The following is a 21,870-nucleotide window of genomic DNA, read 5'->3' as shown; positions in this document are numbered from 1 at the left end:
TAGAGCGTTTGCCGTTCAGTTAGAAATAGCTTGGCTTGCGGCTCAGTCGGCATCGTAGCCCGACGCAGCGATGATGCGGCCGCACTCCCGTGGCTTGAAGCAGCGCAGGATGCGCTGGACGGCCCGATACAGAGCCTCCTCGCTGCGCGCTGCCGCCTTGCGCAGCAGCGCCTTGATCTTGGCAAACACCTGTTCGATCGGGTTGAAGTCTGGCGAGTAGGCGGGGACATACAGGATCCGCGCTCCCACCTCCGCGACTGCCTCGCGCACCCCCTCCACCTTGTGGGCCGACAGGTTGTCGAGGATCACCGTGTCGCCCGGGCGCAGGCTCGGCGCCAACTCCTCCTTCACGTAGGCCAGGAATGCGGCACCGGTCATCGCGCCGCGGCGCAGATGCGGGGCGACCAGCCCATCGCTGCGCAAGCCCAGCACCAGCGTCGTGCTCGCCCAATGCCCGTGCGGGGTCGCCATCCGGCATCGTTCGCCGCAGGGCGCTCGCCCGCGCAAACGCGCCATCTTGGTGTTGACCCCGGTCTCGTCCACGAACACCAGCCGCTCCGGATCCAGGTCGAGCTGGTCCTCAAACCACGCCTCGCGGACTTCCTTCACGTCTGGGAGTTGCTGCTCGGCGGCATGCGCTGTCTTTTTTTATATGTCAGGCCGTGCCGCGTGAGCAGGCGCGCGATCGCGCTGAGCGAGGTCTTGACCCCGCGCCGGGACAGACGACCCTTCAACTCGGCCAGCGTCAGGTCGGGCGTCCGCGCGACCTGGTCGAGCAGAACCGAGGCGTGCTCTTCGAGATCAGCCGAGCGACGGTCCCCGCCCATGGGGGCAGCTGCTAGCGAACCGTCGCAGCTCAACTGGGTGCGCCACCGGCTGGCACTGGCTGGGCTGACGCCGAACCGCTCGGCGACTTGCGAGCAGGACAAGCCCTGCTCCAGAGCAGCAACGACGCGACGACGAAGATCGACGGACAGGGCGGCAGGCACGGTTCCTCCTCGTGCACCTGAGGATTGATCTCCACCAGGTAACATCCACATAGGAGCGGGACCACGTCCAGCCAAGCGAAGCCATTTCTACCTGAACGATAAATGCTCTAGCTTATGCCCGCAACGCTGGCAGCGTGTTCGACGTAATCTTCGACGCTCTCGACTGCATCTATTTTCCGCCCATCAAGCCTTTTGACTTGCGAAGGCTGTCGTAAGCGACGGAGGTCAGGATGACCGTAATGGGTCGCAAGCGGCCCCTCGCACGGTCAAGCTGGTTGGGTTTCCTTTGCGTTCAAGCGGCGCAGCGGACCGCAGTGGGTGCCGCCAGGGGGCGCCTGCGTCGTAGCGGCAGCCCCTTTCCCGGGTCTTTTTTCTCGTTCCCTGACGCCGCATTGTCCGGGAAAGTGGGATGCGAGTCCGAGTCGATTGGGCCCGCCCGACCAGCCTGCTTCCATCGAAAGATGCATCGTCGCGCGATATGGTCGACGTGCGCTCGCGTTGTCGCCTCGGGTGATGTCCCGCCCCATGGAACGTTCAGTGCGTCGCCCTGGCCAGCGCCACGATGGCGCCGACGATGACGATCGCCTGAAATCCAATCGATCCGATCATCCACTTGATGATCTCGGATTTCGTGGTTTCGATCTTCGCTTCCAGGCGGAGTTCGCTTTCCCTCAGATTGGCCTTCACGGCCGCGATGTCGGACTTCGTCGCCAAGTCGCTCTGGATGGCTTCCGACAGGGCGTCGGCCAGCCCTTCCGCCTGCTCGGGCGACATCTTCGCCTTGTCGCGAAGGGTTCGCACGAACTTCAGCGTGTCGAAGGCGACGGACGTCATCGGGATTAGGCCTCGGTCCGCGTCGAGCGATCCACCCCAGAGCGACATCACAGACAGACTGACGGGAACCACGACGGAGAGGATAGCTCGGATCGCTCCGGTTTCAAACCCTGCGGCAGGTGTTGGGAGCGCGGCGGTTGCGGATGGCCGCGCCCGGCAGGTGCGGGAGACGGCCGACGTCCCCGCAAGCCCTCACGGCTGCAGCCGCCGCCGCGCGAGGTCCACCGCCTCGTCGGCCGAGGCCGCACTCTCCATCGGGATCCCGAAGGCCCGGCGTGTCAGCGCGGCCTGCGCGTCGAAGGCCAGCCTCGCCTCCGGGTCGGGCTCGACGGTGATCAGGGCGCGGCAATGCCGGGCCAGCGCCTCCTTGTGGCGCTTGAGCCAGAGGCCGCGCCGCACGCGGTCCTCGTGCGGCTCCGCGGCCCGGCCGCCCGCGAACAGGATCACGAAGGGGGCGCCGTGGGCGACGAGCGCCTCCATCTCGCGCTCCCAGGCGGCGGCGTAGCCGGGCGCGACCTGCTCGGGCCGCCAGCGGACGAGGGGGAAATCCGCCACGTCGTGGATAGCGAAGGACGAAGCGTCGAGCGTCATGGCGGGCTCCTCAGGCGCAGGAGGCGAGGGACGCCGCCTCGCCGAGGAGGCGGCGGGTGGCGTCGAGCGACGCGGCGATGGCGGCGTTCGCCCGCGCGCGCATGTCGGCCTCGTAGACGCCGACCGCGTCGATCAGCGGCGCGCGGCCGGCGGCGGCCTCGGCGAGATGTCCGGCGAGCCGCGCGGCGTCGGCCAGGGCGCTGTTGGCGCCGAGCCCGCCCGCCGGGCTCATGGTGTGGATCGCGTCGCCGAGGAGCGTGATCCGGTTCGGGCTCCAGGGCACGAGGGGAGGGGCGCTGCGCACCGGCAGCGCCGCGATCGTCGCCGCATCGGCCTGGGCGAACACGGCCCTCAGGCCGGGATGCCAGCCGCGCGTGAGCGGGCGGATCACGTCGCTGAGGACATCGCCAAAGGCGCCGAGGCCCAGGCGCTCCGACAGCCCGACGATGGCCCAGTAGAAGGAGTCGGCGACGGGCGTGAGCCGCGCGGCCTGCGGCGGGAAGCGGTAAGTGAGGGGATCCAGGATCACCGCGACCTCCTCCGCGAAGACCACCGTGGGACCCGCCAGCAGGGGCGCGGCGATGCCGCTCTCCCGCGCCGGCACCGTCAGCCCGTACAGGCAGGCCGCACCCGTCTCCCGGGGCGCGGCGTCCGGCAGGATGGTGTCCCGCACGGCAGAGTTCACGCCGTCGGCGCCCACGAGGATGTCCGTGTCGATGGTGCCGCCCTCCGCGAAGGTGACGCGCAGCCCGCCTTCCGCGCGGGGCACCGCTGCGGCGAAGGCCCGGCCGAACCGCACGCGGTCCGCGATGCCGTCGAGGAGCACCTCGCGCAGGGTCATCCGGTTGGCGCTGAGATCGCCGCTCCCGCCCTCGGCCTCGGTCGTCGCCGCGAGCCGCCACGTCTCGGCGGCGCGACCGCGGACCGGCCGGAGATCCGGGCCGAGGAAGGCTCCGGCAGACCCCGCCACGGAGCAGGTCTCCCGGAACAGCCGCGCGAGGTCGGGCGGCAGGCAGGCTGCCAGCGCGCGTTGCCCCGTCTGGTCGATCCGGATCCGATAGCCCTGGCTCCGGGTGCCCGCCGCCGGATCCTTCTCGAAGACGCTGAAGGCGACACCGCGCCGCCGCAGGCCCTGGGCGAGGCAGAGGCCGCCGAGGCCCGCCCCGATGATCGTCACGTGAAGAGGTCTCGACACCATCCGCTCCCGACCGGATTTCGCGGACATGACGTTAGGTCCGGCGGGCGCCGCCATGGTATCGCGATCGGGTCGATTGATCGCGAGAACCGGCCAAAGCGATGCTGCCTGCCCCGGACCCCGTCGACGCGAGCGAGCGGCCCGACGGCCCGGTCCTCGTCGCCCTCGAGGGGAGCGACGATCCGGGCAGCCCGTTCCGGCTGGGGACGCGCGAGGTCGACTGGCACGCCCATCTCCGCGGGCAGGTCTTCTGCGTGGAGACCGGCCTCATCCACGTGCGCACCGCGCGCGGATCGTGGATCCTGCCGCCGCAGCGGGCCGGCTGGATGCCGCCGGGCGAGCGGCATGCCGTCACCTTGAGCGGCGCGACGCGCGGCTGGACCGTGCTGATCGCCCCCGCGGCCTGCCGCGACCTGCCGGATTCCCCGCGCGTGTTCGGAATCGGCGAGCTGATGCGGGCCCTGGTGCGGCGCGCCGTGACCTGGACGCCGCGGGACATCCTCGCGCTGCCGGAGGAGCGGGCCGCGCAGGTGCTCCTCGACGAGATCCGGAACGCCCCGCGCGAGCCGCTGCACCTGCCGATGCCGCAGGATCCCCGCCTCGTGCGGATCGCGCGGGCGCTCGCCGCGCAGCCCGGCGACACCCGCTCCCTGGAGGAATGGGCGGCCTGGGGCGCCCTCTCGCCCCGCTCCCTGCGCCGGCTGATGCGGGCCGAGACCGGCCTGAGCTTCGCCCAGTGGCGCCAGCAGGCCCGGCTGATCCGCGCCTTCGAGCGGCTCGCCGCCGGGGACGCGGTCGGTGCGGTGGCGGAGGATCTCGGCTACGCCTCGCCCTCGGGGTTCATCGCCATGTTCCGCCGCGCCACCGGCACGGCGCCGACGCGCTCGCTGGCGGGGCGGCGCCCGGTCTGACCCGGCCTCACGTTGCCCGCCACATCCGCCGCAGCACCCCGTCCCGGCGGGCGTAGTGGTGGAACAGCCCCGCCGCCGCGTGGAGCCCGGCCACGATCACCACCGTGTTGGCGGCGAGTTCGTGCCAGTGGTGGATCGGGCGGCGCCAGTCCCTGTCGCCGACCTGCGGCAGCGGGATGGTGCCGAACAGCACGAAGCCGCGCACCAGCGCGTCCGCGATGCCGAGCCCCGCCACCGCGATCAGCAGCAGGTAGAGCCCGGTATGCGTGCTGCGCTCGACGAAGCGCAGCGGCCCGTCATGCGCCGAGGGCAGGGCCCGGCCGGGGCCGATCCGCCAGACCACCCGCGTCAGCAGCGTCGCGGTCAGCACGAGGCCGAGGAGCACGTGCGTCGACCACAGCCCCGTGCGCAAGGGGCCGCGCGGCCACCAGTCGTTGGTCTGGCCGAGCCCCCACAGGGTCGCCACCAGGAGCGCGGTCAGCCAGTGCAGCACGATCGTGGTGGTGTCGTAGCGGACCAGCACGTCCTCCGGGGCCGCGGTCGTGGGATTCGCCATGGCGCTCTCCTTCGCTCGTCCCCGGCAGTTATTGGAATGATTCCAGTTTGCAAGCCGCCATCCTGTTGCGCCGACGCCGCATCCGGCCGCGATCGGCGCCGGATTGCCTGTGCATAAGGCCCGATCCCCGCCACGGCCTTGATCCGGAGCCAGGGTCGGGCGGGCAGAATGCCCGACCGCGTCGCGGCGGTGCGGACAGGAGGCGGAATGGGGATCGAGGGGTTCGTGGTCGACGCGGTCACGCAGGGGGCGCAGCGGCGCGCCGCGGATCCGCGCGCCTCGGCCTGGGTCTCGGCCAATGCCGGCGCGGGCAAGACCAAGGTCCTGACCGACCGGGTGGTGCGGCTCCTCCTGCACGGGGCGCCGCCCTCGAAGATCCTCTGCCTGACCTTCACCAAGGCGGCCGCCGCCAACATGGCGATCCGGGTCTTCGAGCGGCTCGGGCGCTGGGTGACCCTGCCCGAGGAGGCGCTGCGGGCGGAGCTCACGGCGCTCGAAGGCGAGCGGCCGGACGCCGCCACCCTGCGCCGGGCGCGCCGCCTCTTCGCCCGCGCGGTCGAGACGCCGGGCGGCCTCAAGATCGAGACCCTGCACGCGCTCTGCGAGCGGCTGCTGCACCTCGTGCCCTTCGAGGCGAACGTGCCGGCCCGCTTCGTCGTCCTCGACGAGGCCCAGAGCCGCGAGGCGCTGGACCGGATCATCGACAACGTGCTCGCCGACGCGGTCGACGGGGGCCACCCGCACCTCGCCGGGGCGCTGGCGCTCGTGGCGCCGGAGGCGGCGGGCGACGTCCTGCGCCGGGCGATCGGCGAGGCGGTGCGGGCCCGCGCGCTCCTCACCCACCGGGACGGCGTCGCCGCGCGGCTCGATGCGCTGCGCCGGGCGCTCGGCCTCGCCCCGGGCGAGGACGTCGCGTCCATCGAGGCGCGGATGCTCGACGGCGCCCCGGCCGACTGGGCCGGGCTCGCGGCCAAGCTGCGCACCGGCAAGGCCACGGACGAGAAGCGCGCCGACGCCCTGGCGCTCGCCGCCGCCGCGGAGGGGCCGCAGGCCCTGCCGCTCTACCTCGCGGTGTTCTTCAAGGACGAGGGGGAGGGCGAGCCCTACGCCGCCTCCACCCTCGGCACCAAGGCGGTGCCCGATGCGGTCAAGCAGGCGCTGCTCGACGAGCAGGCCCGGCTCGGACTCCTGCGCGAGCGCCTGAAGGCGGCCCGCGCCCAGGCCCGCACCGCCGCCCTGTTCACGCTGGCGGCCGAGATCCACCGGCGCGTCGAGCTGCAGAAGGCGCGGCTCGGCGCCCTCGACTTCGACGACCTGATCCACAAGACCCTCGACCTGCTGACCCGGGTCGATTCGGCCTGGGTCCTCTACAAGCTCGACCGCGGCGTCGACCACGTGCTGATCGACGAGGCGCAGGACACCAATCCCGAGCAGTGGGAGATCCTGCGCCGGATCACCGAGGAGTTCTGCGCCGGCGAGGGCGCGCGCAGCGGCGGCCTGCCCCGCACCCGCTTCGCGGTGGGCGATCCCAAACAGTCGATCTACAGCTTCCAGGGCGCCGCCCCGGAGGAGTTCGAGACCACCCGGCAGGCGTGGCGCAAGGCGGCCCTCGCGGCCGGGCTCGCCTTCGAGGATGTCGGGCTCACGCTGTCGTTCCGTTCGGCCAAGGGCGTGCTGCGCGGCGTCGACGCCACCTTCGCGGTGGCCGAGCATTACCGCGGTCTGTCCTTCGGCGACGGGGCGGTCGGCACCGTGCACGAGACGGTGCGGGTCGGCGCGCCCGGCCAGGTGGAGCTGTGGCCGACGGAGGAGCCCTCCGAGGAGGCCGAGCCGGATGCCTGGGTGCAGCCGGTGGACTCGGTCGAGGCCGGCGCGCCCGCCCTGGTGGTGGCGCGCCGCGTCGCCCGCGCGGTGCGGTGCTGGACCATGCAGGGGGACGAGACCGGCCGGATCTGGCGGCCGGGCGAGATCCTGATCCTGGTGCGCAAGCGCTCGGCGGCCTTCGAGGCGGTGATCCGGGCGCTGAAGGGCGAGGGCGTGCCGGTGGCCGGCCAGGACCGGCTCGACATCGCCGCCCACATCGCCGTGATGGATCTCGTGGCGGCGGGGCGCGCCGCCCTCCTGCCGGAGGACGACCTCACCCTCGCCACCGCCCTCAAGACGCCCCTCGTCGGGCTCGACGACGACGACCTCGTGCGGATCGCCGCCCGCCGCGATCCGGCCGAATCCCTCGCTGCCGCCCTGACGCGCCGGGCGGAGGAGGGGGACCCGGCGGCGATCCGCGGCGCCGCGGCGCTCGCGGCCTGGCGCGACCTCGCCCGCGCGGCCGGGCCCTTCGGCTTCTACGCGGAGCTGCTCGGGCCGCGCGGCGGGCGCAGCCGGCTCGTGGCCCGGCTCGGCGGCGAGGCGGGGGACGCGATCGACGTCTTCCTCACCGCGGCGGCCCAGGCCGAGCAGGGCGCGGACGCGCCCTCGCTCACCGGGTTCCTGTCCCGCTACGCCCCGAGCGGGGGACGCGACGCGGGCGGGCACACGGTCAAGCGCGACCTCGAATCGGCCCGCGACGAGGTGCGGGTGATGACCGTGCACGGCGCCAAGGGCCTGGAGGCGGGCCTCGTCGTGCTGATCGACGGCTGCGAGCCGCTGGGCCGCAACGACCCGCCGCTGCTGCCGGTGCCGGTCCTCACTCCCGGGGGCCTGCCCGATGGCACGGTGCCGGTCTGGTCCCCCTCCCGGGGGCACGATTGCCCGGCGGGCGCATCGGCCCGCGCGGCGTTGCACGAGCGCGCCCGTCAGGAGCACAACCGCCTGCTCTACGTGGCGATGACCCGCGCCAAGGACCGGCTGGTGATCGCGCCGTACCGGGGGCGCGACAAGGAGAGCCCGGAGGCGTGGTGCGAGATGGTCCGCCGCGGCCTCGCCGAGGCGTTCGGGGCGGTCGAGCTCGCCGAGATGCCCTACGGCCCGGCCCGGACGTGGCGGCACGGCGCCGCGCCGACGGCCGCGCCCGTCACGGAGGTCCCGGCCCCGCCGCCGCTGGAGCGGCCCGCCTGGCTGTTCCGCCCGGTGGCGCCGGAGGCCGAGCCGCTGCCGCCCCTGCGCCCCTCCGGCCTCGGCGCCGCCGACGAGCCGCGCCGCTCGGATGCCCGCTCCTCCGACCCGGCGGCGCGGCGCCGCGGCGTGCTGATCCACGCCCTGCTGGAACACCTGCCGGACGTGGCGCCCGAGCGGCGCGCGGCGGCGGCCGCCTCCTTCGTGGCGGCGCGGGCGCCGGGCCTGCCGGTGCGGGACCGGGAGTCCGTGGTCGCGGGGGTGCTGCGCCTCCTCGCCGAGCCCGACCTCGCGGCCCTGTTCGGCCCGCAGGCCCGGGCCGAGGTCGCGGTGGCCGGGACGATCGCGCTGCGCGGGGCGGAGTGGCCGGTCCACGGCCGCATCGACCGGCTCGCGGTCGCGGACGATGCCGTCTGGCTGTGCGATTTCAAGACCGGCCGCCCGCCCGAGGCGGGCGCGCCGACCCCGGTCGGGATGGCCGCTCAGGTGGCGCTCTACGCGGCGCTCCTGGCGCGCATCCATCCGGAGCGCACCGTGATCCCGCTCCTCGTCTGGACGGCCGGGCCGGTCATCCGCCGCCTCAGCGGCGCGGATTGCGCGGCGGCGCTGGACACGATCCGCCCGGGCTGATGCGGCGGGGACGGGGGAGACCCCGCCGCCGAAACTAGGCCTGCGGCGCGGCGGCCTCGGCCTCGGCGACCGCCAGGCGCGCCGGTTCCGGGCTCCCGTTCGCGATCGGCAGCCCCTGGGCGGCGAGGTGTTCCTGGGCCTCGCGCGCCTTCCGCTGCGCCTCGGCCGCGTCAAGGATCGCCTCCGCCTCCGCGGCGGACGCATCCTGCCGCGCAGGTGTCGCGGCGATGCACCAGTAATCGGCGCTGTCCGTCTCCGGGGCCGGCACGGGCACTACGCCGCCGCCCGCCCGGCGCTCACCCCGGCCGCGGAAACCATAGGCGCCCCGCGCCGTGGGCAGCGCGGGGACGGTGGACGGGCTCGCGGTCGGCTCGGACACGGGCGGTGGCTCCTCAGAGGACGGACCGCGCGGGGCGGCGCCCCGGCCGCTCGCGCGGCCCTGCGGCAGGGCCGTCCGTCGCGCCCTGCACGACGGTGAATGCGGCAGGTTCCTCTAAGGCGAGGTTCAGCGAATCGGAAGACTTGTCAAGACCTGGCCGCCGATGAGCGCCGCGCCGCCAAGCTCAGCCGGCCGCGGAGCCGCGCCGCGTCGGGATCACGTCTCGGTCAGCGTCCGCACCGCCTCCGACGCGCCGTCGGCGATGGGCAGGCCCCGCGCCGCGAGGGCCTCCCCGGCCTTCCGGGCGGCCGCCCGAGCCGCCTCCGCGTCCCACGCGGGCGCGCCGTCCGCGGTCGTCGCGGGGCCCGTCCCGCCCGGCGCCGACGCGATGGTCCAGTACCCGCCGGCCTGCGCCGAGACCGGGGACTCCGTCCGCGGCGGTGCCGCGGCGTCCGCCGTCGGGGCACCGGTCACGGCGGGTGGGGCGCCGGGGGTCGGGGGCGTGATGCGAGTCATCGCGGGAGTCTCGCCGCTCCCGTACCTGCGGGGAAGGCGCGACAAGGTCGCACCGGGCCGACCGCCCGCGCCCGAATTCCCTTGTCCCTCCCCATCCTCTAGGGAGGGGCCGACGCCCTCAGAGGATCCCCCATGGCCGACACGCCCTCCGTGGAACCGACCCGCATCGACCCGAAGCTCCTGGAACTGCTGGTCTGCCCGCTCACCAAGGGCCGCCTCGAGTACGACTCGGCCCGCCAGGAGCTGATCAGCCGCTCGGCCAAGCTCGCCTACCCGATCCGCGACGGCATCCCGATCATGCTGCCGGAGGAGGCGCGCCCGCTCGCGGAGTGATCCCGTTGTCCGGCGATCTCACCCGCCCGGCCTCCGGTACCGGGCGGGTGAGCGGCCGGTCCGGTGCCGGAAGCGGGTTCTGAACGCGGCCTCGGACGCGTAGCCGGCCGCTGCCGCGACCTGCGCCACGCTGTCGTCCGTGCGCCGCAGGCGGTCGGCGGCGAGGGCCATGCGCCACGCGCCGAGATAGGCGAGGGGCGGGTGCCCGACGATCCGCCGGAACCGCTCGGCGAAGCTCGACCGCGACATGCCGGCGAGGGCGGCGAGGTCCGCCACCGTCCAGCGCCTGGCGGGATCGGCGTGGATCGCCCCGATGGCGCGCGCGAGCCGCGGATCCGCCAGCGCGGACAGCCAGCCGGCGCACCCTTCCGGCCCGGCGGCGAGGAACAGCCTCAGAACCTGGACGAGCATGAGCTGCGCGAGATGCGCGATCGCCAGCGCGCCGCCGGGCTGCATCTGCCGGAGTTCCACCGCGAAGTTCTCCAGCGCCCAGCGCAGCACCCCGGCCTGGGCCGTGGCGTCGCGGACATGCAGCAGCGCGGGCAGCGCGCCGATCAGCATCGCCGCGGGGCCGCCGTCGAAGGCGAAGCGCCCCCCGACGAGGAGGAAATCCCCGCCGCCCTGGTGGATCGCGATCCCGTCGGGCGCCCGCGCGTAGATCGGCTCCGCGGCGACGGTGGGACGCGACGGGTCGGTCGCGACGGTGAAGGGGCGTCCGCGGGTGAGCAGGAAGCAGTCGCCCTCGGCCACCCGCTGGGCCGCGGCCTCGCCCTCGACCGAGACCCAGCAGCTGCCCCGCAGCACCGCGTTGAACTTGATGCCCTCGTGCGGCGGGAAGCGGATCGCCCAGGCGCCGCCGGCGTCGAGGCCGGCGCTCGCCGCGTTCCGCGGCTTCAGGAGCGAGAGAACCTGCGAGAGGGCATCCATGGGCGGAAGCGGACGATCGCGACGACAATCCGGATCCTAGCGCATGGATGCTCCGCGCGCCGCCCGCCATGCTCCTGACGTTGAGGAATGCCACGCGGGAGCGACGGGATGGCGAACGATCAGAGGCCCCTCGGGTCCGGCTTCGGGCCGCGCAGCACGGCGGACGAGGTGCTGGCGGGGTGCGATCTCACCGGCCGCCTCGCGGTCGTGACCGGCGGCCATTCGGGGCTCGGCCTCGCGACCACGCGGGCCCTGGCGCGGGCGGGCGCCGCGGTGATCGTCGGGGCGCGCGATCCGGCGGCGGCGGCGCCGGCCTTGGCCGGCCTGCCCGGGGTCGCGGTGGCGGCGCTCGACCTCGCGGACTTGGCGAGCGTGCGCGCCTTCGCGGACCGTCTCGTGGCGTCCGGGCGGCGGGTCGCGCTGCTCGTCAACAATGCGGGGATCATGGCCTGCCCCGAGACGCGGGTCGGGCCCGGATGGGAGGCGCAGTTCGCCGTCAACCACCTCGGGCATTTCACCCTCGCCTGCGGGCTCTGGCCCGCCCTGCGCGGGGGCGCCCGGGTCGTCGCCGTGTCCTCCGCCGGCCACCACGCCTCGCCGATCCGCTGGGACGACCTGCACGTCGCGCAGGGCTACGACAAGTGGCGCACCTACGGCCAGTCGAAGACCGCCAACGCCCTCTTCGCCCTCCACCTCGACCGCATCGGCCGGGCGGAGGGCGTGCGGGCCTTCTCGCTTCATCCCGGCAAGATCCTGACGCCGCTCCAGCGCCACCTCGGCCGCGCCGAGATGGTCGCCCAGGGCTGGATCCACCCCGACGGGCGCCTCGCCGACCCGACCTTCAAGTCGCCCGAGCAGGGGGCGGCCACGCAGGTCTGGGCGGCGACGGCTTCGCGTCTCGACGGTCTCGGCGGCCTCTACTGCGAGGATTGCGACGTGGCCCCGCGCGCCGGGGAGGCCGGCGCGCCGTTCGCGGGCGTGTGCGACCACGCCGCCGATCCGGGAGAGGCCGAGCGCCTCTGGGCCGTCTCGGCGGACCTCACCGGGACCGACATCCCGGCGGGCGGGTGACCAAGCGTCAGAGGAAGCTCTGCGGGTCGACGTCGATGGCGACGCGCACGTTGCCGCGAACCTTCGGGCCCCGGGCCAGCCAGTCGCGCAGGTAGGCCTGGATGTCGACCTCGCGCTCGGCCTTGACCAGGAGGCGGAAACGGTGGCGGCCCCGCACCAGGGCGAGGGGCGCCTCGGCGGGGCCGAGCACCATCACGCCGGGCGGCGGCTCGGCGACCTGGGCGAGCGCCCGCCCGTGGGCCTCCGCCGCCTCCCGCTCCGCCGCCGAGACGATCAGCGCGGCGAGGCGTCCGAAGGGCGGCAGCCCGGCCATGGAGCGGGCCGCGATCTCCTCCTCGTAGAAGCGCTCCGTGTCCCCCGAGAGCAGGGCCGCGATCACCGGGTGCTCGGGCTGGTAGGTCTGCACCAGGGCGCGGCCCGGCTTCTCGCCGCGCCCGGCCCGGCCGGTGACCTGCTGCAGGAGCTGGAAGGTGCGCTCGGCCGCCCGCGGGTCGCCGGAGGCGAGCCCGATATCCGCGTCGAGCACGCCCACCAGGGTCAGGTGCGGGAAGTTGTGCCCCTTGGCGACGAGCTGCGTGCCCACGACGATGTCGCAGCCGCCCTCCGCCACCGTCTGCAATTCGGCCCGCAGCCGCTCGGCGCCGCCCGGGAAGTCGCTGGAGAGCACGATCACCCGCTTGTCCGGGAAGGTCGCCGCCGCCTCCTCCGCGATGCGCTCGACGCCCGGCCCGCAGGCCGCGAGGTTGTCGAACGTGCCGCATTCCGTGCAGGCCTCCGGCCGCCGCTCGGCGTGGCCGCAATGGTGGCAGACCAGCGCCCGGCGGAAGCGGTGCTCCACGAGCCAGGTCGAGCAGTTCGGGCATTGGTAGCGGTGGCCGCAGGCCCGGCAGAGGGTGAGGGGCGCGTAGCCGCGCCGGTTGAGGAACAGGAGCGCCTGCTCGCCGCGCCCGTTGGTCTCCGCGATGGCGGCGGTGAGCGTCGGCGACAGGTAGCGCCCGCGCGGGATCGGCTCGCGGCGCATGTCGATGGCGGCGATCTCGGGCAGGCGCCGGCCGCCGAAGCGCTCGGGCAGCAGCACCCGCCGGTAGCGGCCGCGCTCCGCGTTGACCCGGGTCTCGATCGAGGGCGTCGCCGAGGCGAGCACCACCGCGGCGTTCTCGAGCTTGCCCCGCACCACCGCCATGTCGCGGGCGTGGTAGCAGACCCCGTCCTCCTGCTTGTAGGCGGCCTCGTGCTCCTCGTCGACGACGATGAGGCCGAGCGTGGCGAAGGGCAGGAACAGGGCCGAGCGGGCGCCCACCACCACCGGGATCTCGCCCGCCGCCACCCCCGCCCGGATGCGCTCGCGCCGCCGGCCGCCCACGCCCGAGTGCCAGGCCGCCGGCCGCGCCCCGAAGCGGGCGGCGAAGCGGTCGAGGAACTGCGCGGTCAGCGCGATCTCGGGCATCAGCACCAGGGATTGCACGCCCCGCCGCACCGCCTCCGCCACCACCTCGAAATAGACCTCGGTCTTGCCCGAGCCGGTGACGCCCTCGAGCAGGGTCGCGCCCCCGTCCCCGGCCTCGCCCCCCTCCCGCGGCGGGGCGGTGAGCGTGGCGATCAGCGCCCGGGCCGCCGCGGCCTGCGCCTCGGAGAGGGGCGCGTGCGGGTGGTCGGGGTCGGGCGGGGCGGCAATGGGCTCGGGGGCGAGCGCCACCGTCTCCAGCACGCCGTCGTCGATCAGCCCGTCGACCACGCTGGCGCTGACGCCGGCCTCCAGGCTCAGCGCCCGCTTGCCCCGCACCGCCCCGTCGGAGGCCACCGCCAGCACCTTGGTCCGGGCGGCGGTGATGCGGCTCGGCGGCAGGCCGGTGGCGCGCACCCCGATCCGGGCCGTCTCGGCGCGGCTGCCCTCCTCGGGCACGCGCAGCGCCATGGCGAGCGCCGAGCCCTTCGGGGCGAGGGTGTAGCGGGCGATCCAGTCGACGAGGCGGCGCAGCGGCGGGCGCAAGCCCTCGTCGGCGATCTTGCCGGTGACCCGCCGCAGGTTGCCGCCCGCGGCGCTCTCGCGCAGGGACCAGACCACCCCGACCGTCTCGCGCGGCCCGAGGGGCACCTGCACCACGTCGCCCTCAGCGAGGGCGAGCCCCGCCGGCACGGCGTAGCTGTAGGCCGTGTCGAGGGCGAGGGGGATCAGGACGTCGGCGATCGCGGCACTCATCGCGCGGGGCGGGGCTCCGGAGAACGAAACCGGAATATAGGGGCGCGATCGCGGTTTCGCCGCACCCTCACGCCTCCTCGTCCTCGCCGATCCGGCGCCGCACGCCCCACTCGGCCAGCACGGCGTTGAGGTCGTCGAGGACGAAGTGGCGGGCGCTGTCCTGGTCGTAATCCTCGGCGAGCAGCGCGTCGTACTCCGTGAAGACGTGGCGCGCGTAGGCGACCATGCCGAGCCAGGCGGCGGTCTCGGGGGCCGCGCCCCGCAGGCCGGGGCTCGCCAGCGCCCGGTCCACGATGGCCTCGGCCTCGAAATCCGGCACCCGGGGAGCGAGGCGGACGAGCGCCTCGGCGACCTCCTCGCGGCGGGTGAGGCCGCGGCGGGGCGGGGGGGCGGAGCGGCGTGCGGTCATGCGGGGATCCTCGCGCGTCGCGTCCCGGGCTGTCGATCCCCGGTGACCTACGACGAAGCGGCGGGCGTTTCGTCGGACAACGCTGTCGCACGCCCGGGCGCGGCCGGGCCGCGCGAGACCCGCCGGGCGAGGCGCCCGGCGGGTCGTGCCGAGGGGCGCGGGGCGGCACTCCGCGCCCCGCAATCCGTCACCAGCGATAGAGGGCGTTGTCCAGCCCGACGATGACCATGCGCTGTGCATTCGGGATCGCGACAGCCCGGGCCCGCCAGTCCGATACCACGTTGGTCCACTGTTCCGCCGTGGTGTCACCGATCTTGCGCCACATCGACTGATCGCCCGAGATCACCATGACCCCGCCGTCGGCCGAGGCCGCGATGTCGATCACGTTGTGCCCGACCATCACCCACTGATTGTTCTGGTCGATCCGATAGACGTTGTTGTCCATTCCGATCGCCCACAGGCTGCCGCGGTTCATCGCCGCCACACGCTTGGCCTTCCCGGGCACCTGGTACCAGTCGGAGGCGAAGTTGTCCGCCCGCTTCACCCAGATCTCGTCGTTGTGGTTGGTGACCACGACGGTTCCGTCCGGCGCGGCCGCGACGGTCCTGGCATCGCCGCCGACGGATGGCCAGGATCGGTTGGTGGGGTCGTAGCGCCGAATGATGGAGTCGGTTCCGACGATGTAGATGCTGCTGGCGTTCACCGCCGCCACGTCGAGCGCGTTTCCGGAAAGCTGGGTGAAGTCGCCTCCGTTGAGTTTCTGCCAGATGGTCTTGTTGTCCGAGTTGATCACGACGATCGAGCCGTCCTGGGGCGATGCCACCCGGCTGGTCGCGGACCCGATCTGCTGAGGCAAGGCGGTCTGGGCCGGCCAGGCCGTGGCGCCATCCAGCGCAGGGACGGCGCAGAACGAGGCGTCCTGCTTGAACAGGTCGGACCCGTCCGACTGCGTGATGTAGAACTGGAAATTCCGATGCCGGAGGTAGTATCCGGGCCAGTTGATCGCCTCGTAGGACGAGCAGGTGCCCGTGTTGCAGCCGCAATTGCCGGTAAGCGATCCGATCTGCTTGAAGGTTGCATCCTTCTTGAAGTAGTCGCTGTTGTCGTTAGTCTGCTGCCAGACCTGGAAGTTCTGGTGACGCAGGTACTGGCCGGAGGCGGTGGAGGAGGCGAAGGAGACGCCCTGGCCGGCGAGGCCGGCCACGAGGCGGAAGCTGGCCTGTTGGCGGTCGGACGCGCTGCCGGGCGCCATGAGCCGCGCGGTGCCGTTGACGTTCGTGAGGTAGCTCCCGGTGTAGTTGCTCGATTGCAGGCTGATCGGCGTGCCGGTCGCCGTCGCGCCCCCGGCAGCCGTGCTGGTCCCGCCGCCCGTCGTGGTTCCCGACCCGGCGCCGGAACCGCCGCCGTTCGCGGCCTGTGCGCCCGCGGGGGCGGCAGGGGCCTGCGGTTGGGCATTCGGCGTGATCCCGTAGCCCACCGCCACGATCACGCCCGGGGAGGGGACGCCGTTCCCGTCGATCGCGACCAGCTGATAGTAGCCGGGGGGCGCGACGGCTTGGCTGCCCGGCGCCTGCATCGTGACCACGGTGCCGTTTTGCGTGAAGGACGCCACGTAGCGCCGCTGACCGCTGTTGAAGCTGTGCGTGCCGGCGGTCAGCCCGATCATCACCACCTGGGCGATGCCGGCTTGGCTCGACACCTCGAACTGCAGGGACTGGGCGTGCGCGACCCAGCCCGCCGCCAGGCTGACGATCTGGGGGCGCGGCGCCAGGGCGGCCCGCCCGTTGACGCGCGTGAACAGGTAGGGCGGGTAGTAGACCTCCGCGTTCTGGTTCGAGACCGGGCCGGGCGCTCCCCCGCCCGCGACCAGCACCGTGCCGTTCTGCATCAGCGTCGCGGTGGAATGGTAGCCGCGGTAGATCGCCTCGGACGGCCCGAGCGTCCACCGACCACTCGCCGGATTCCAGAACTCCATGGCCAGGACGGCGTTGCCGTCGGCCTGGTCGTCCGCGGTGCTGCCGCCGGTCACCGCGACGATGCCGGTCGGCAGCACCGTCGCGGTGGCCCAGGAGCGGCCGGAATTCATCGACGCCACGTCGGTGGCGACCGGGTTCGGCCCGTTGATGTCGATCACTGTCGCCCGGCTGCTGGCCGTGAAACCGGTGCCGTTGTCGTAGCTGTTGCCGCCGACCTGCAGGATCTTGCCGGTGTCGTACATGACCGCGGTCGAATTCGGCCCGACATTGGGCGCGTCGGCGGGCGTGTTCGCGGCCCGCTGCGCGCTGCGGAACGGCGTCGCGGTCACGGCGCCATTCCCGCTCGGATCGAGGGTCCACATGGTGTCGGAGGAGATGCCGAAGACCTTGCCGCTCGGCGCCACCCAGGCGCGCGGGTACCAGTAGCGATTGTTGTCCGGGCCGAACGCGTCGCGACTGTTGGCGCCGAACAGGCTGCGCCAGCCGGTTTGCCAATTGTAGATCTCCGGGGTCATCCCGGTGATCCTGCCGTTGTTGATGGTCCCCTGCGGGTCGGACCAGCCGTCCGCGTAGGGGTAGACGCCGCCCAGGATCAGCTTCTGTCCGTCGGCGAGGGTGATCAGGGTCGAGTAGTAGCGGTCGTTGGCGAGCTTGGCCTGGCCGTTCGCGGAGCCGAGCGCCGAGATTCCGGTGCCGGCGGCGTTGACGACGGCGCTGCCCTTGTCGGTGCCGGAATCGAAGATGCCCCCGGCAATCATCAGCGACCCGTCGGGCTGCAGGGCCTGGGTGCCGCAGAAGCTGTTGATGCCGGTCACGCCCTGCAGGGTGACGTGGCCGCCGCCGAAGCCCTGGTACGGGTCCCAGACGTCGATCGTGCGGCCGTCCTGGGTCCCGGGGGCGTTCACCGGGGTGCCCCAGGTGGCGAGCTTGCCGTTCGGCAGCAGCGCGGTGGAGAGCGCGTTGATCGGCCAGGGCTGGACGCTCGACCACATGCCGGTGGCGGGTGCCGAATCCGGGATGGCGAGGTTGGCGAAGGCCGGGTCCTGGACCTGGTTCACGACCAGCGGGAACTGCGCCGCGGCGGCGGGGAACGCGGTCGGGCCGCCGGCCAGGATGGTGAACAGGAGCAGGCGCTCGCGGCCGACCCGCGACCTCGCCCGTGACGCGTTGTGCTTCATGTCGGGATCCTCGTCGGGAAGAGGGAAGCGCGGGAGCAGGGTCGGCCCCCGCGCGAAGCGGCCCGGGCGGGGCCCCGAGGCTACCAGCGGTAGATCGCGTGATCGTCGCCGACCATGATCACCCGCTGGGCGTTCGGCGCGGCCACCGCGATGGCCTTGCGGTTCGTCGGAACCTTGGTCCAAGCGTCGGCGGTGTTGTCGCCGATCTTGCGCCACACGCTTCCGTCGTAGAGGCTGATCGTCACCACGGCCCCATCCGACGATGCGGCGATCTCGGAGACGCCGGTCCCGACCCGCGTCCACTGACCGTTGCCGTCGATGCGGTAGACGTTGTCGTCGGTGCCGACCGCCCACAGGCTGTTGCGGTTCATCACGGCGATCCGCTTCGCCTTGCCGGGGATCTGGACCCACGCGTCGCTGGTGTCGTCGGCTCGCTTCAGCCAGACGTCGTTCCACGTGTTCACCACCGCGACCGTGCCGTCGGCGCCGGCGCTCATGTGTTGTCCGTACGCACCCACCTGCGCGTAGGTCTGCGAGCCCGCGTTCCAGCGCCAGATCTTGTTGTCGATGCCGATCAGGTAGATCCCGCCCGCATTCGTCGCCGCGACGTCGAGGCCCAGATACGGGAATTTCGACCAGTTGTTGCCGTCAGAGACGTATTTCCAGGTGGTTTGATCCCACATGTTGACGCTGAGCAGCGTGCCGTCCGACGCCATGGCGATGCGGTTGACCCACTGGCCGATCTGCGACCAGCTGTTGGTCGGTCCCGGCATGCCCGGGATCGCCCCGGACCCACCGCCCACGACGCCGCTGCCGACCCCGCCGTTCTGCGCCGTCATGACCATCGGCGCCGCCACCTGGCCGGGCGCGGTGATCCCGCTGCCCACCGAGACGATCACGCCCGGGGAGGGCACGCCCTTCTGGTCGACCACCGCCAGCTGGTAATAGCCCGGCGGCACCGTCGCTCCGGAGGCCGGTCCCTGCATCGTCACCACGGTGCCCGACTGCGAGAAGGACGCCACGTAGCGGCGCTGCCCGCTGTTGAAGCTGTGCGTCACCGAGGTGAGGCCGAGCAGCACCACCTGCGCGATCGCGTTCGTCGAGGAGACCTCGAACTGGAGCGACTGGCCGTGGGTGATCCCGGTGGAGGCGAGGCTGACGATCTGCGGGCGCGGCGCCAGCCCGACCTTGCCGTTCACGCTCGCGAACAGGTAGGGCGGGTAGTAGATCTCGGTGTTCTGGTTCGCCACCGGGCCCGGCGCGCCGCCGCCCGAGATCATCACCGTGCCGTTCTGGAGCAGGGTCGCGGTGGAGTGGTAGCCGCGGTAGATCTGCTCGGAGGCGCCGAGCGTCCAGCGGCCGCTCGCCGCGTTCCACAGCTCGGCGGCCAGGACGGCCTTGTCACCGGCGTCGTCCGCCCCCTTGCTGCCGCCATTGACCAGGACGGTGCCGGTCGGCAGCACCGTCGCGTTGGCCCAGCTGCGGCCGAAATTCATCGCAGCGGTGTCGGCCAGGGTCGGGTTCGCCCCGTTGAGGTCGACCACCGTCGCCCGGCTGCTCGCCGTGAAGCCGTTGCCGTTGTCGAGGCTGTTGCCGCCGACCTGGAGGATCTTGCCGTTGTCGTACATCACGGCGGTGGAGTTCGGCCCGACATTCGGCGCATCGGTCGCGCTGCTGGCGTTGCGCTGCGCCTCGCGGAAGGGCATCGCGGTGATCGCGCCGTTGCCGCTGTAATCCATGTACCACATTTTGTCCGACGAGATCCCGAAGATCTTGCCATTCGGCGCTTGCCATGCGCGAGGATACCAGTAACGATTGTTGTCAGGGCCGAATGCATCACGGCTATTGGCGCCAAACACACTGTGCCAGCCATTGTACCAGTTGTAGATCTCCGGGGTCATGCCGGTGATCTGACCGTTGTTGATGGTGCCCTGGGGATCCTTCCAGCCGTCCGCGTACGGATAGACCCCGCCGAGGATCAGCTTCTCGTAGGTGGCGAGGCTGATCATCGTGGAGTAGTAGCGGTCGTTGGCGAGCTTGAAGTTGGTCCCCGAGACGCCGGTGGCGGTCGGGTTGACGACCGCGCTGCTCTTATCGCTGTTCGTGTCGGGATCGAAGATGCCGCCGGACGTCAGAAGCGAGCCGTCCGATTGCAGCGCGCCCGTGCCGCAGAAGGTGTTGGCGCCGACATGGCCGTTGAGCTGAGTGTGGCTGTCGTTGCCGAAGCCGCGGGTCGGGTCCCAGATGTCGAAGGTGCGCCCGTCCTGGGTGCCCGGCGCGTTCACCGGCGTGCCCCAGGTGGCGATCTTCCCGTTGGGCATCATCGCGGCGAGGATCGCGTTGACGGGCCAGGGCTGGGTCACCGACCACATCCCGGTCTGGGGCGCGGAATCGGGGATCGCGAGGTTCGACAGGATCGGGTCCTGGGCCTGGTTCACTACGACCTTGAACTGCGCCGCCGCGGCCGGCAGGGCCGACAGCGCGGTGGCGAGGATCGTCGTGCCGAGAAGGAAGCGGCGATCGGCGCGGTCGCGCGGTGCTGCCGGGACAGCCGTCCGGTCTGTCATCGTTCTGTCCTTGAAGCTCATGGAGACCGAGAGGTCGGCGCACCATCCTCGCGCGCGGGCTGGCGGATGCCCCGCTCGAATCGGTCGAGGAGGGCGAGGTCCCGGAGGAGGCGGGACCGGTCGAGCAGGTCGGCGCCGTAGGTCATCGCCAGCGTGCCCGCGCGGTCGAAGGCCAGGAGTGTGGGCGGCGGGGCCGGCAGCCGGTCGCGGGGGTAGCGCAGCGCCGCCGCGTAGTGGGCGACCGCCGCCCGGTCGCTCGTGAGCAGGCGCACCCGGTCCGGACCGATCGTCAGCGCCTCGCCGAAGCGGTTCAGGGCTCGGGCGTCGTCCCGGTCCGGATCGACTGAGACCGCCAGGACGGCGACCCGCTCGCGCAGGGGCGCGGGCAGGGCGGCGACCAGGGCGTCGAGGTCGCGCGCCAGCACCACGCAGGTGATCGGGCACTGCGTGCTGACGAAACCCACGACGACCACGCGGTCGCGCAGCGCGCCGGCCGCCACCAGGCGGCCGGTCTGGTCCCAGTGCTGGCCGCCGGAGACAGGATCCGGCCAGAGCAGCGCCTCGAGGTCGCTGCGCAGCCCGGCTCCCGTCTCCGCCGCCCGCGATGCCGCCGGCACGCCGCCGGCCAGCAATACTCCGAGGAGGCACGCGCAGAGTCGTCCTCGCCGATACGCGCTCATCGTGGTGGACCACGCCCTGGAATCTTGACTGCCCCAGAGATAGTATCCACTATGACTTTCGGTCAAGAACCGGGTCAGATTCACGCGATTTTTCGGTTAATTTCCTCGCCAGCGACCGAACGATTGCGCATCAGTAGTCTCACGCCTTGTTTACTCTGTGGAAACTCGTGATGACGCGCCGCCTCGATTCCCGTGCCGATCCGGGACGCCCGTACCGATCCGGGGCAGACGTGTGTCGGCACTGATCTCATCGCCCGAGGAGGTCGGCCGTGCGGACGACGAGGGCGGTCCGATCCGCCAGCGCCGCGAGGGCGGCCCGCTGCACCGCGGGCGCGGGCAGCGGGGGGCCGCCGAGCGGGTCGGGCAGGGCCCGCGTCGCGGTCGCGTCGCCCGCGACGGTCACCCGGTGGCCGAGGTCGAGGGCAGCCCGGGCGGTGGAACTCACGCAGTTGTGGGTCATGAATCCCGCGATGACGAGATGCGGGCGGGCGAGCGAGGCCAGCAGGGCGGCGAGGTCCGTTCCCGCGAAGGCGTTCGGCAGGGTCTTCTCCACCACCCTCTCGTCGGGCAGGGGGGCGACCTCGGGCAGGATCCTGCCGCTGCGGGCCGCCCGGTCGAAGAGGCCGCCCGCCCGTCCGCGATGCGCCACGTGCAGGACCGGCGCCCCGGCCTCCCGCGCGCCCGCGAGCAGATCGGCGAGACGGTCCAGGGCGGCCTCGACGCCGTCGAGCGGCAGGTCCCCGTCCGCCGCGTAGGCGCCCTGCGCGTCGATCACGACCAGCGCGGCCTCGCCCAGGGGCGGGCGGGTCGGGGTGACGCCGGCCATCGCCAGCAAGGTTCTCGGTTCGCGCATCCCGTGCTCCTTCGTCCCCGGTTC

At 72.9% G+C, this 21,870-nt stretch carries 18 protein-coding genes; 4 read left to right on the top strand and 14 right to left on the bottom strand.

Going from position 1 to position 21,870, the window contains the following annotated elements; genetic code table 11:
* Nucleotides 1-42: 42 nt before the first annotated feature.
* From ACW9J6_RS23730 to ACW9J6_RS23715, 4 genes are all read right to left on the bottom strand, one after another.
* A protein-coding gene (locus ACW9J6_RS23730) for an IS630 family transposase (RefSeq protein WP_457116050.1) occupies nucleotides 43-989 on the bottom strand; the annotation gives its coding sequence in 2 pieces (ribosomal slippage) (nucleotides 43-650 and nucleotides 650-989; 948 coding nt in all).
* 534 nt (nucleotides 990-1,523) lie between these two features.
* On the bottom strand, nucleotides 1,524-1,823 hold the full coding sequence (locus ACW9J6_RS23725) for a hypothetical protein (protein WP_457118985.1): 300 nt from the start codon (nucleotides 1,821-1,823) through the stop codon (nucleotides 1,524-1,526).
* Nucleotides 1,824-2,015: 192 nt separating this feature from the next.
* Complete coding sequence (locus ACW9J6_RS23720) at nucleotides 2,016-2,414, bottom strand: hypothetical protein (RefSeq protein WP_457118984.1); 399 nt, start codon at nucleotides 2,412-2,414, stop codon at nucleotides 2,016-2,018.
* Between the two features lie 10 nt (nucleotides 2,415-2,424).
* Complete coding sequence (locus ACW9J6_RS23715) at nucleotides 2,425-3,609, bottom strand: FAD-dependent oxidoreductase (protein WP_457118983.1); 1,185 nt, start codon at nucleotides 3,607-3,609, stop codon at nucleotides 2,425-2,427.
* A gap of 101 nt (nucleotides 3,610-3,710) precedes the next feature.
* Between ACW9J6_RS23715 and ACW9J6_RS23710 the strand changes: the two genes are divergently transcribed.
* Entirely contained in the window at nucleotides 3,711-4,520 is an 810-nt protein-coding gene (locus ACW9J6_RS23710) for an AraC family transcriptional regulator (RefSeq protein WP_457118982.1), read from the top strand.
* Between the two features lie 7 nt (nucleotides 4,521-4,527).
* On the opposite strand, the gene ACW9J6_RS23705 is transcribed toward ACW9J6_RS23710, so the two are convergent.
* The gene (locus ACW9J6_RS23705; RefSeq protein WP_457118981.1) at nucleotides 4,528-5,076 is read right to left on the bottom strand and encodes a cytochrome b; all 549 of its coding nucleotides are present in this window, start codon (nucleotides 5,074-5,076) and stop codon (nucleotides 4,528-4,530) included.
* Nucleotides 5,077-5,283: 207 nt separating this feature from the next.
* Here ACW9J6_RS23705 and addA point away from each other — a divergent pair, with 207 nt between their 5' ends.
* On the top strand, nucleotides 5,284-8,757 hold the full coding sequence (addA, locus tag ACW9J6_RS23700; RefSeq protein WP_457118980.1) for a double-strand break repair helicase AddA: 3,474 nt from the start codon (nucleotides 5,284-5,286) through the stop codon (nucleotides 8,755-8,757).
* A 34-nt stretch (nucleotides 8,758-8,791) separates the two neighbouring features.
* Here addA and ACW9J6_RS23695 read toward each other — a convergent pair whose 3' ends face one another.
* On the bottom strand, nucleotides 8,792-9,136 hold the full coding sequence (locus ACW9J6_RS23695; RefSeq protein WP_457118979.1) for a hypothetical protein: 345 nt from the start codon (nucleotides 9,134-9,136) through the stop codon (nucleotides 8,792-8,794).
* Nucleotides 9,137-9,352: 216 nt separating this feature from the next.
* Nucleotides 9,353-9,652 carry a hypothetical protein gene (locus ACW9J6_RS23690; RefSeq protein ID WP_457118978.1) on the bottom strand — a complete coding sequence of 100 codons (300 nt, stop codon included), beginning with the start codon at nucleotides 9,650-9,652 and terminating at the stop codon, nucleotides 9,353-9,355.
* A gap of 132 nt (nucleotides 9,653-9,784) precedes the next feature.
* Here ACW9J6_RS23690 and ACW9J6_RS23685 point away from each other — a divergent pair, with 132 nt between their 5' ends.
* Nucleotides 9,785-9,985 (top strand): Trm112 family protein, encoded by a 201-nt coding sequence (locus tag ACW9J6_RS23685; RefSeq protein ID WP_012330467.1) that lies wholly within the window; start codon nucleotides 9,785-9,787, stop codon nucleotides 9,983-9,985.
* Between the two features lie 18 nt (nucleotides 9,986-10,003).
* On the opposite strand, the gene ACW9J6_RS23680 is transcribed toward ACW9J6_RS23685, so the two are convergent.
* Nucleotides 10,004-10,912, bottom strand: a complete 909-nt coding sequence (locus ACW9J6_RS23680) for an AraC family transcriptional regulator (RefSeq protein ID WP_457118977.1) — start codon at nucleotides 10,910-10,912, stop codon at nucleotides 10,004-10,006.
* A 108-nt stretch (nucleotides 10,913-11,020) separates the two neighbouring features.
* On the opposite strand from ACW9J6_RS23680, the gene ACW9J6_RS23675 reads away from it, so the two are divergent.
* On the top strand, nucleotides 11,021-11,983 hold the full coding sequence (locus ACW9J6_RS23675) for an SDR family NAD(P)-dependent oxidoreductase (RefSeq protein WP_457118976.1): 963 nt from the start codon (nucleotides 11,021-11,023) through the stop codon (nucleotides 11,981-11,983).
* 7 nt (nucleotides 11,984-11,990) lie between these two features.
* On the opposite strand, the gene ACW9J6_RS23670 is transcribed toward ACW9J6_RS23675, so the two are convergent.
* The 6 genes from ACW9J6_RS23670 to ACW9J6_RS23645 all read right to left on the bottom strand — a co-directional run bounded on the left by ACW9J6_RS23670 (nucleotide 11,991) and on the right by ACW9J6_RS23645 (nucleotide 21,846).
* The gene (locus tag ACW9J6_RS23670) at nucleotides 11,991-14,183 is read right to left on the bottom strand and encodes a primosomal protein N' (protein ID WP_457118975.1); all 2,193 of its coding nucleotides are present in this window, start codon (nucleotides 14,181-14,183) and stop codon (nucleotides 11,991-11,993) included.
* A gap of 67 nt (nucleotides 14,184-14,250) precedes the next feature.
* Nucleotides 14,251-14,592, bottom strand: a complete 342-nt coding sequence (locus tag ACW9J6_RS23665) for a DUF2293 domain-containing protein (RefSeq protein WP_457118974.1) — start codon at nucleotides 14,590-14,592, stop codon at nucleotides 14,251-14,253.
* Between the two features lie 187 nt (nucleotides 14,593-14,779).
* The gene (locus ACW9J6_RS23660; protein ID WP_457118973.1) at nucleotides 14,780-17,746 is read right to left on the bottom strand and encodes an AbfB domain-containing protein; all 2,967 of its coding nucleotides are present in this window, start codon (nucleotides 17,744-17,746) and stop codon (nucleotides 14,780-14,782) included.
* An 80-nt stretch (nucleotides 17,747-17,826) separates the two neighbouring features.
* Nucleotides 17,827-20,313 carry a galactose oxidase-like domain-containing protein gene (locus ACW9J6_RS23655; RefSeq protein ID WP_457118972.1) on the bottom strand — a complete coding sequence of 829 codons (2,487 nt, stop codon included), beginning with the start codon at nucleotides 20,311-20,313 and terminating at the stop codon, nucleotides 17,827-17,829.
* A gap of 17 nt (nucleotides 20,314-20,330) precedes the next feature.
* Nucleotides 20,331-20,930: an SCO family protein gene (locus tag ACW9J6_RS23650; RefSeq protein WP_457118971.1), complete on the bottom strand. Its 600-nt coding sequence runs from the start codon at nucleotides 20,928-20,930 to the stop codon at nucleotides 20,331-20,333.
* Nucleotides 20,931-21,240: 310 nt separating this feature from the next.
* Nucleotides 21,241-21,846: a cysteine hydrolase family protein gene (locus tag ACW9J6_RS23645; protein ID WP_457118970.1), complete on the bottom strand. Its 606-nt coding sequence runs from the start codon at nucleotides 21,844-21,846 to the stop codon at nucleotides 21,241-21,243.
* Between the last annotated feature and the right edge of the window lie 24 nt (nucleotides 21,847-21,870).

Source organism: Methylobacterium sp. JK268, assembly GCF_054052225.1.
The sequence above is the reverse complement of the archived record's forward strand: the minus strand, read 5'-3'. Positions and strand labels throughout refer to the sequence as shown.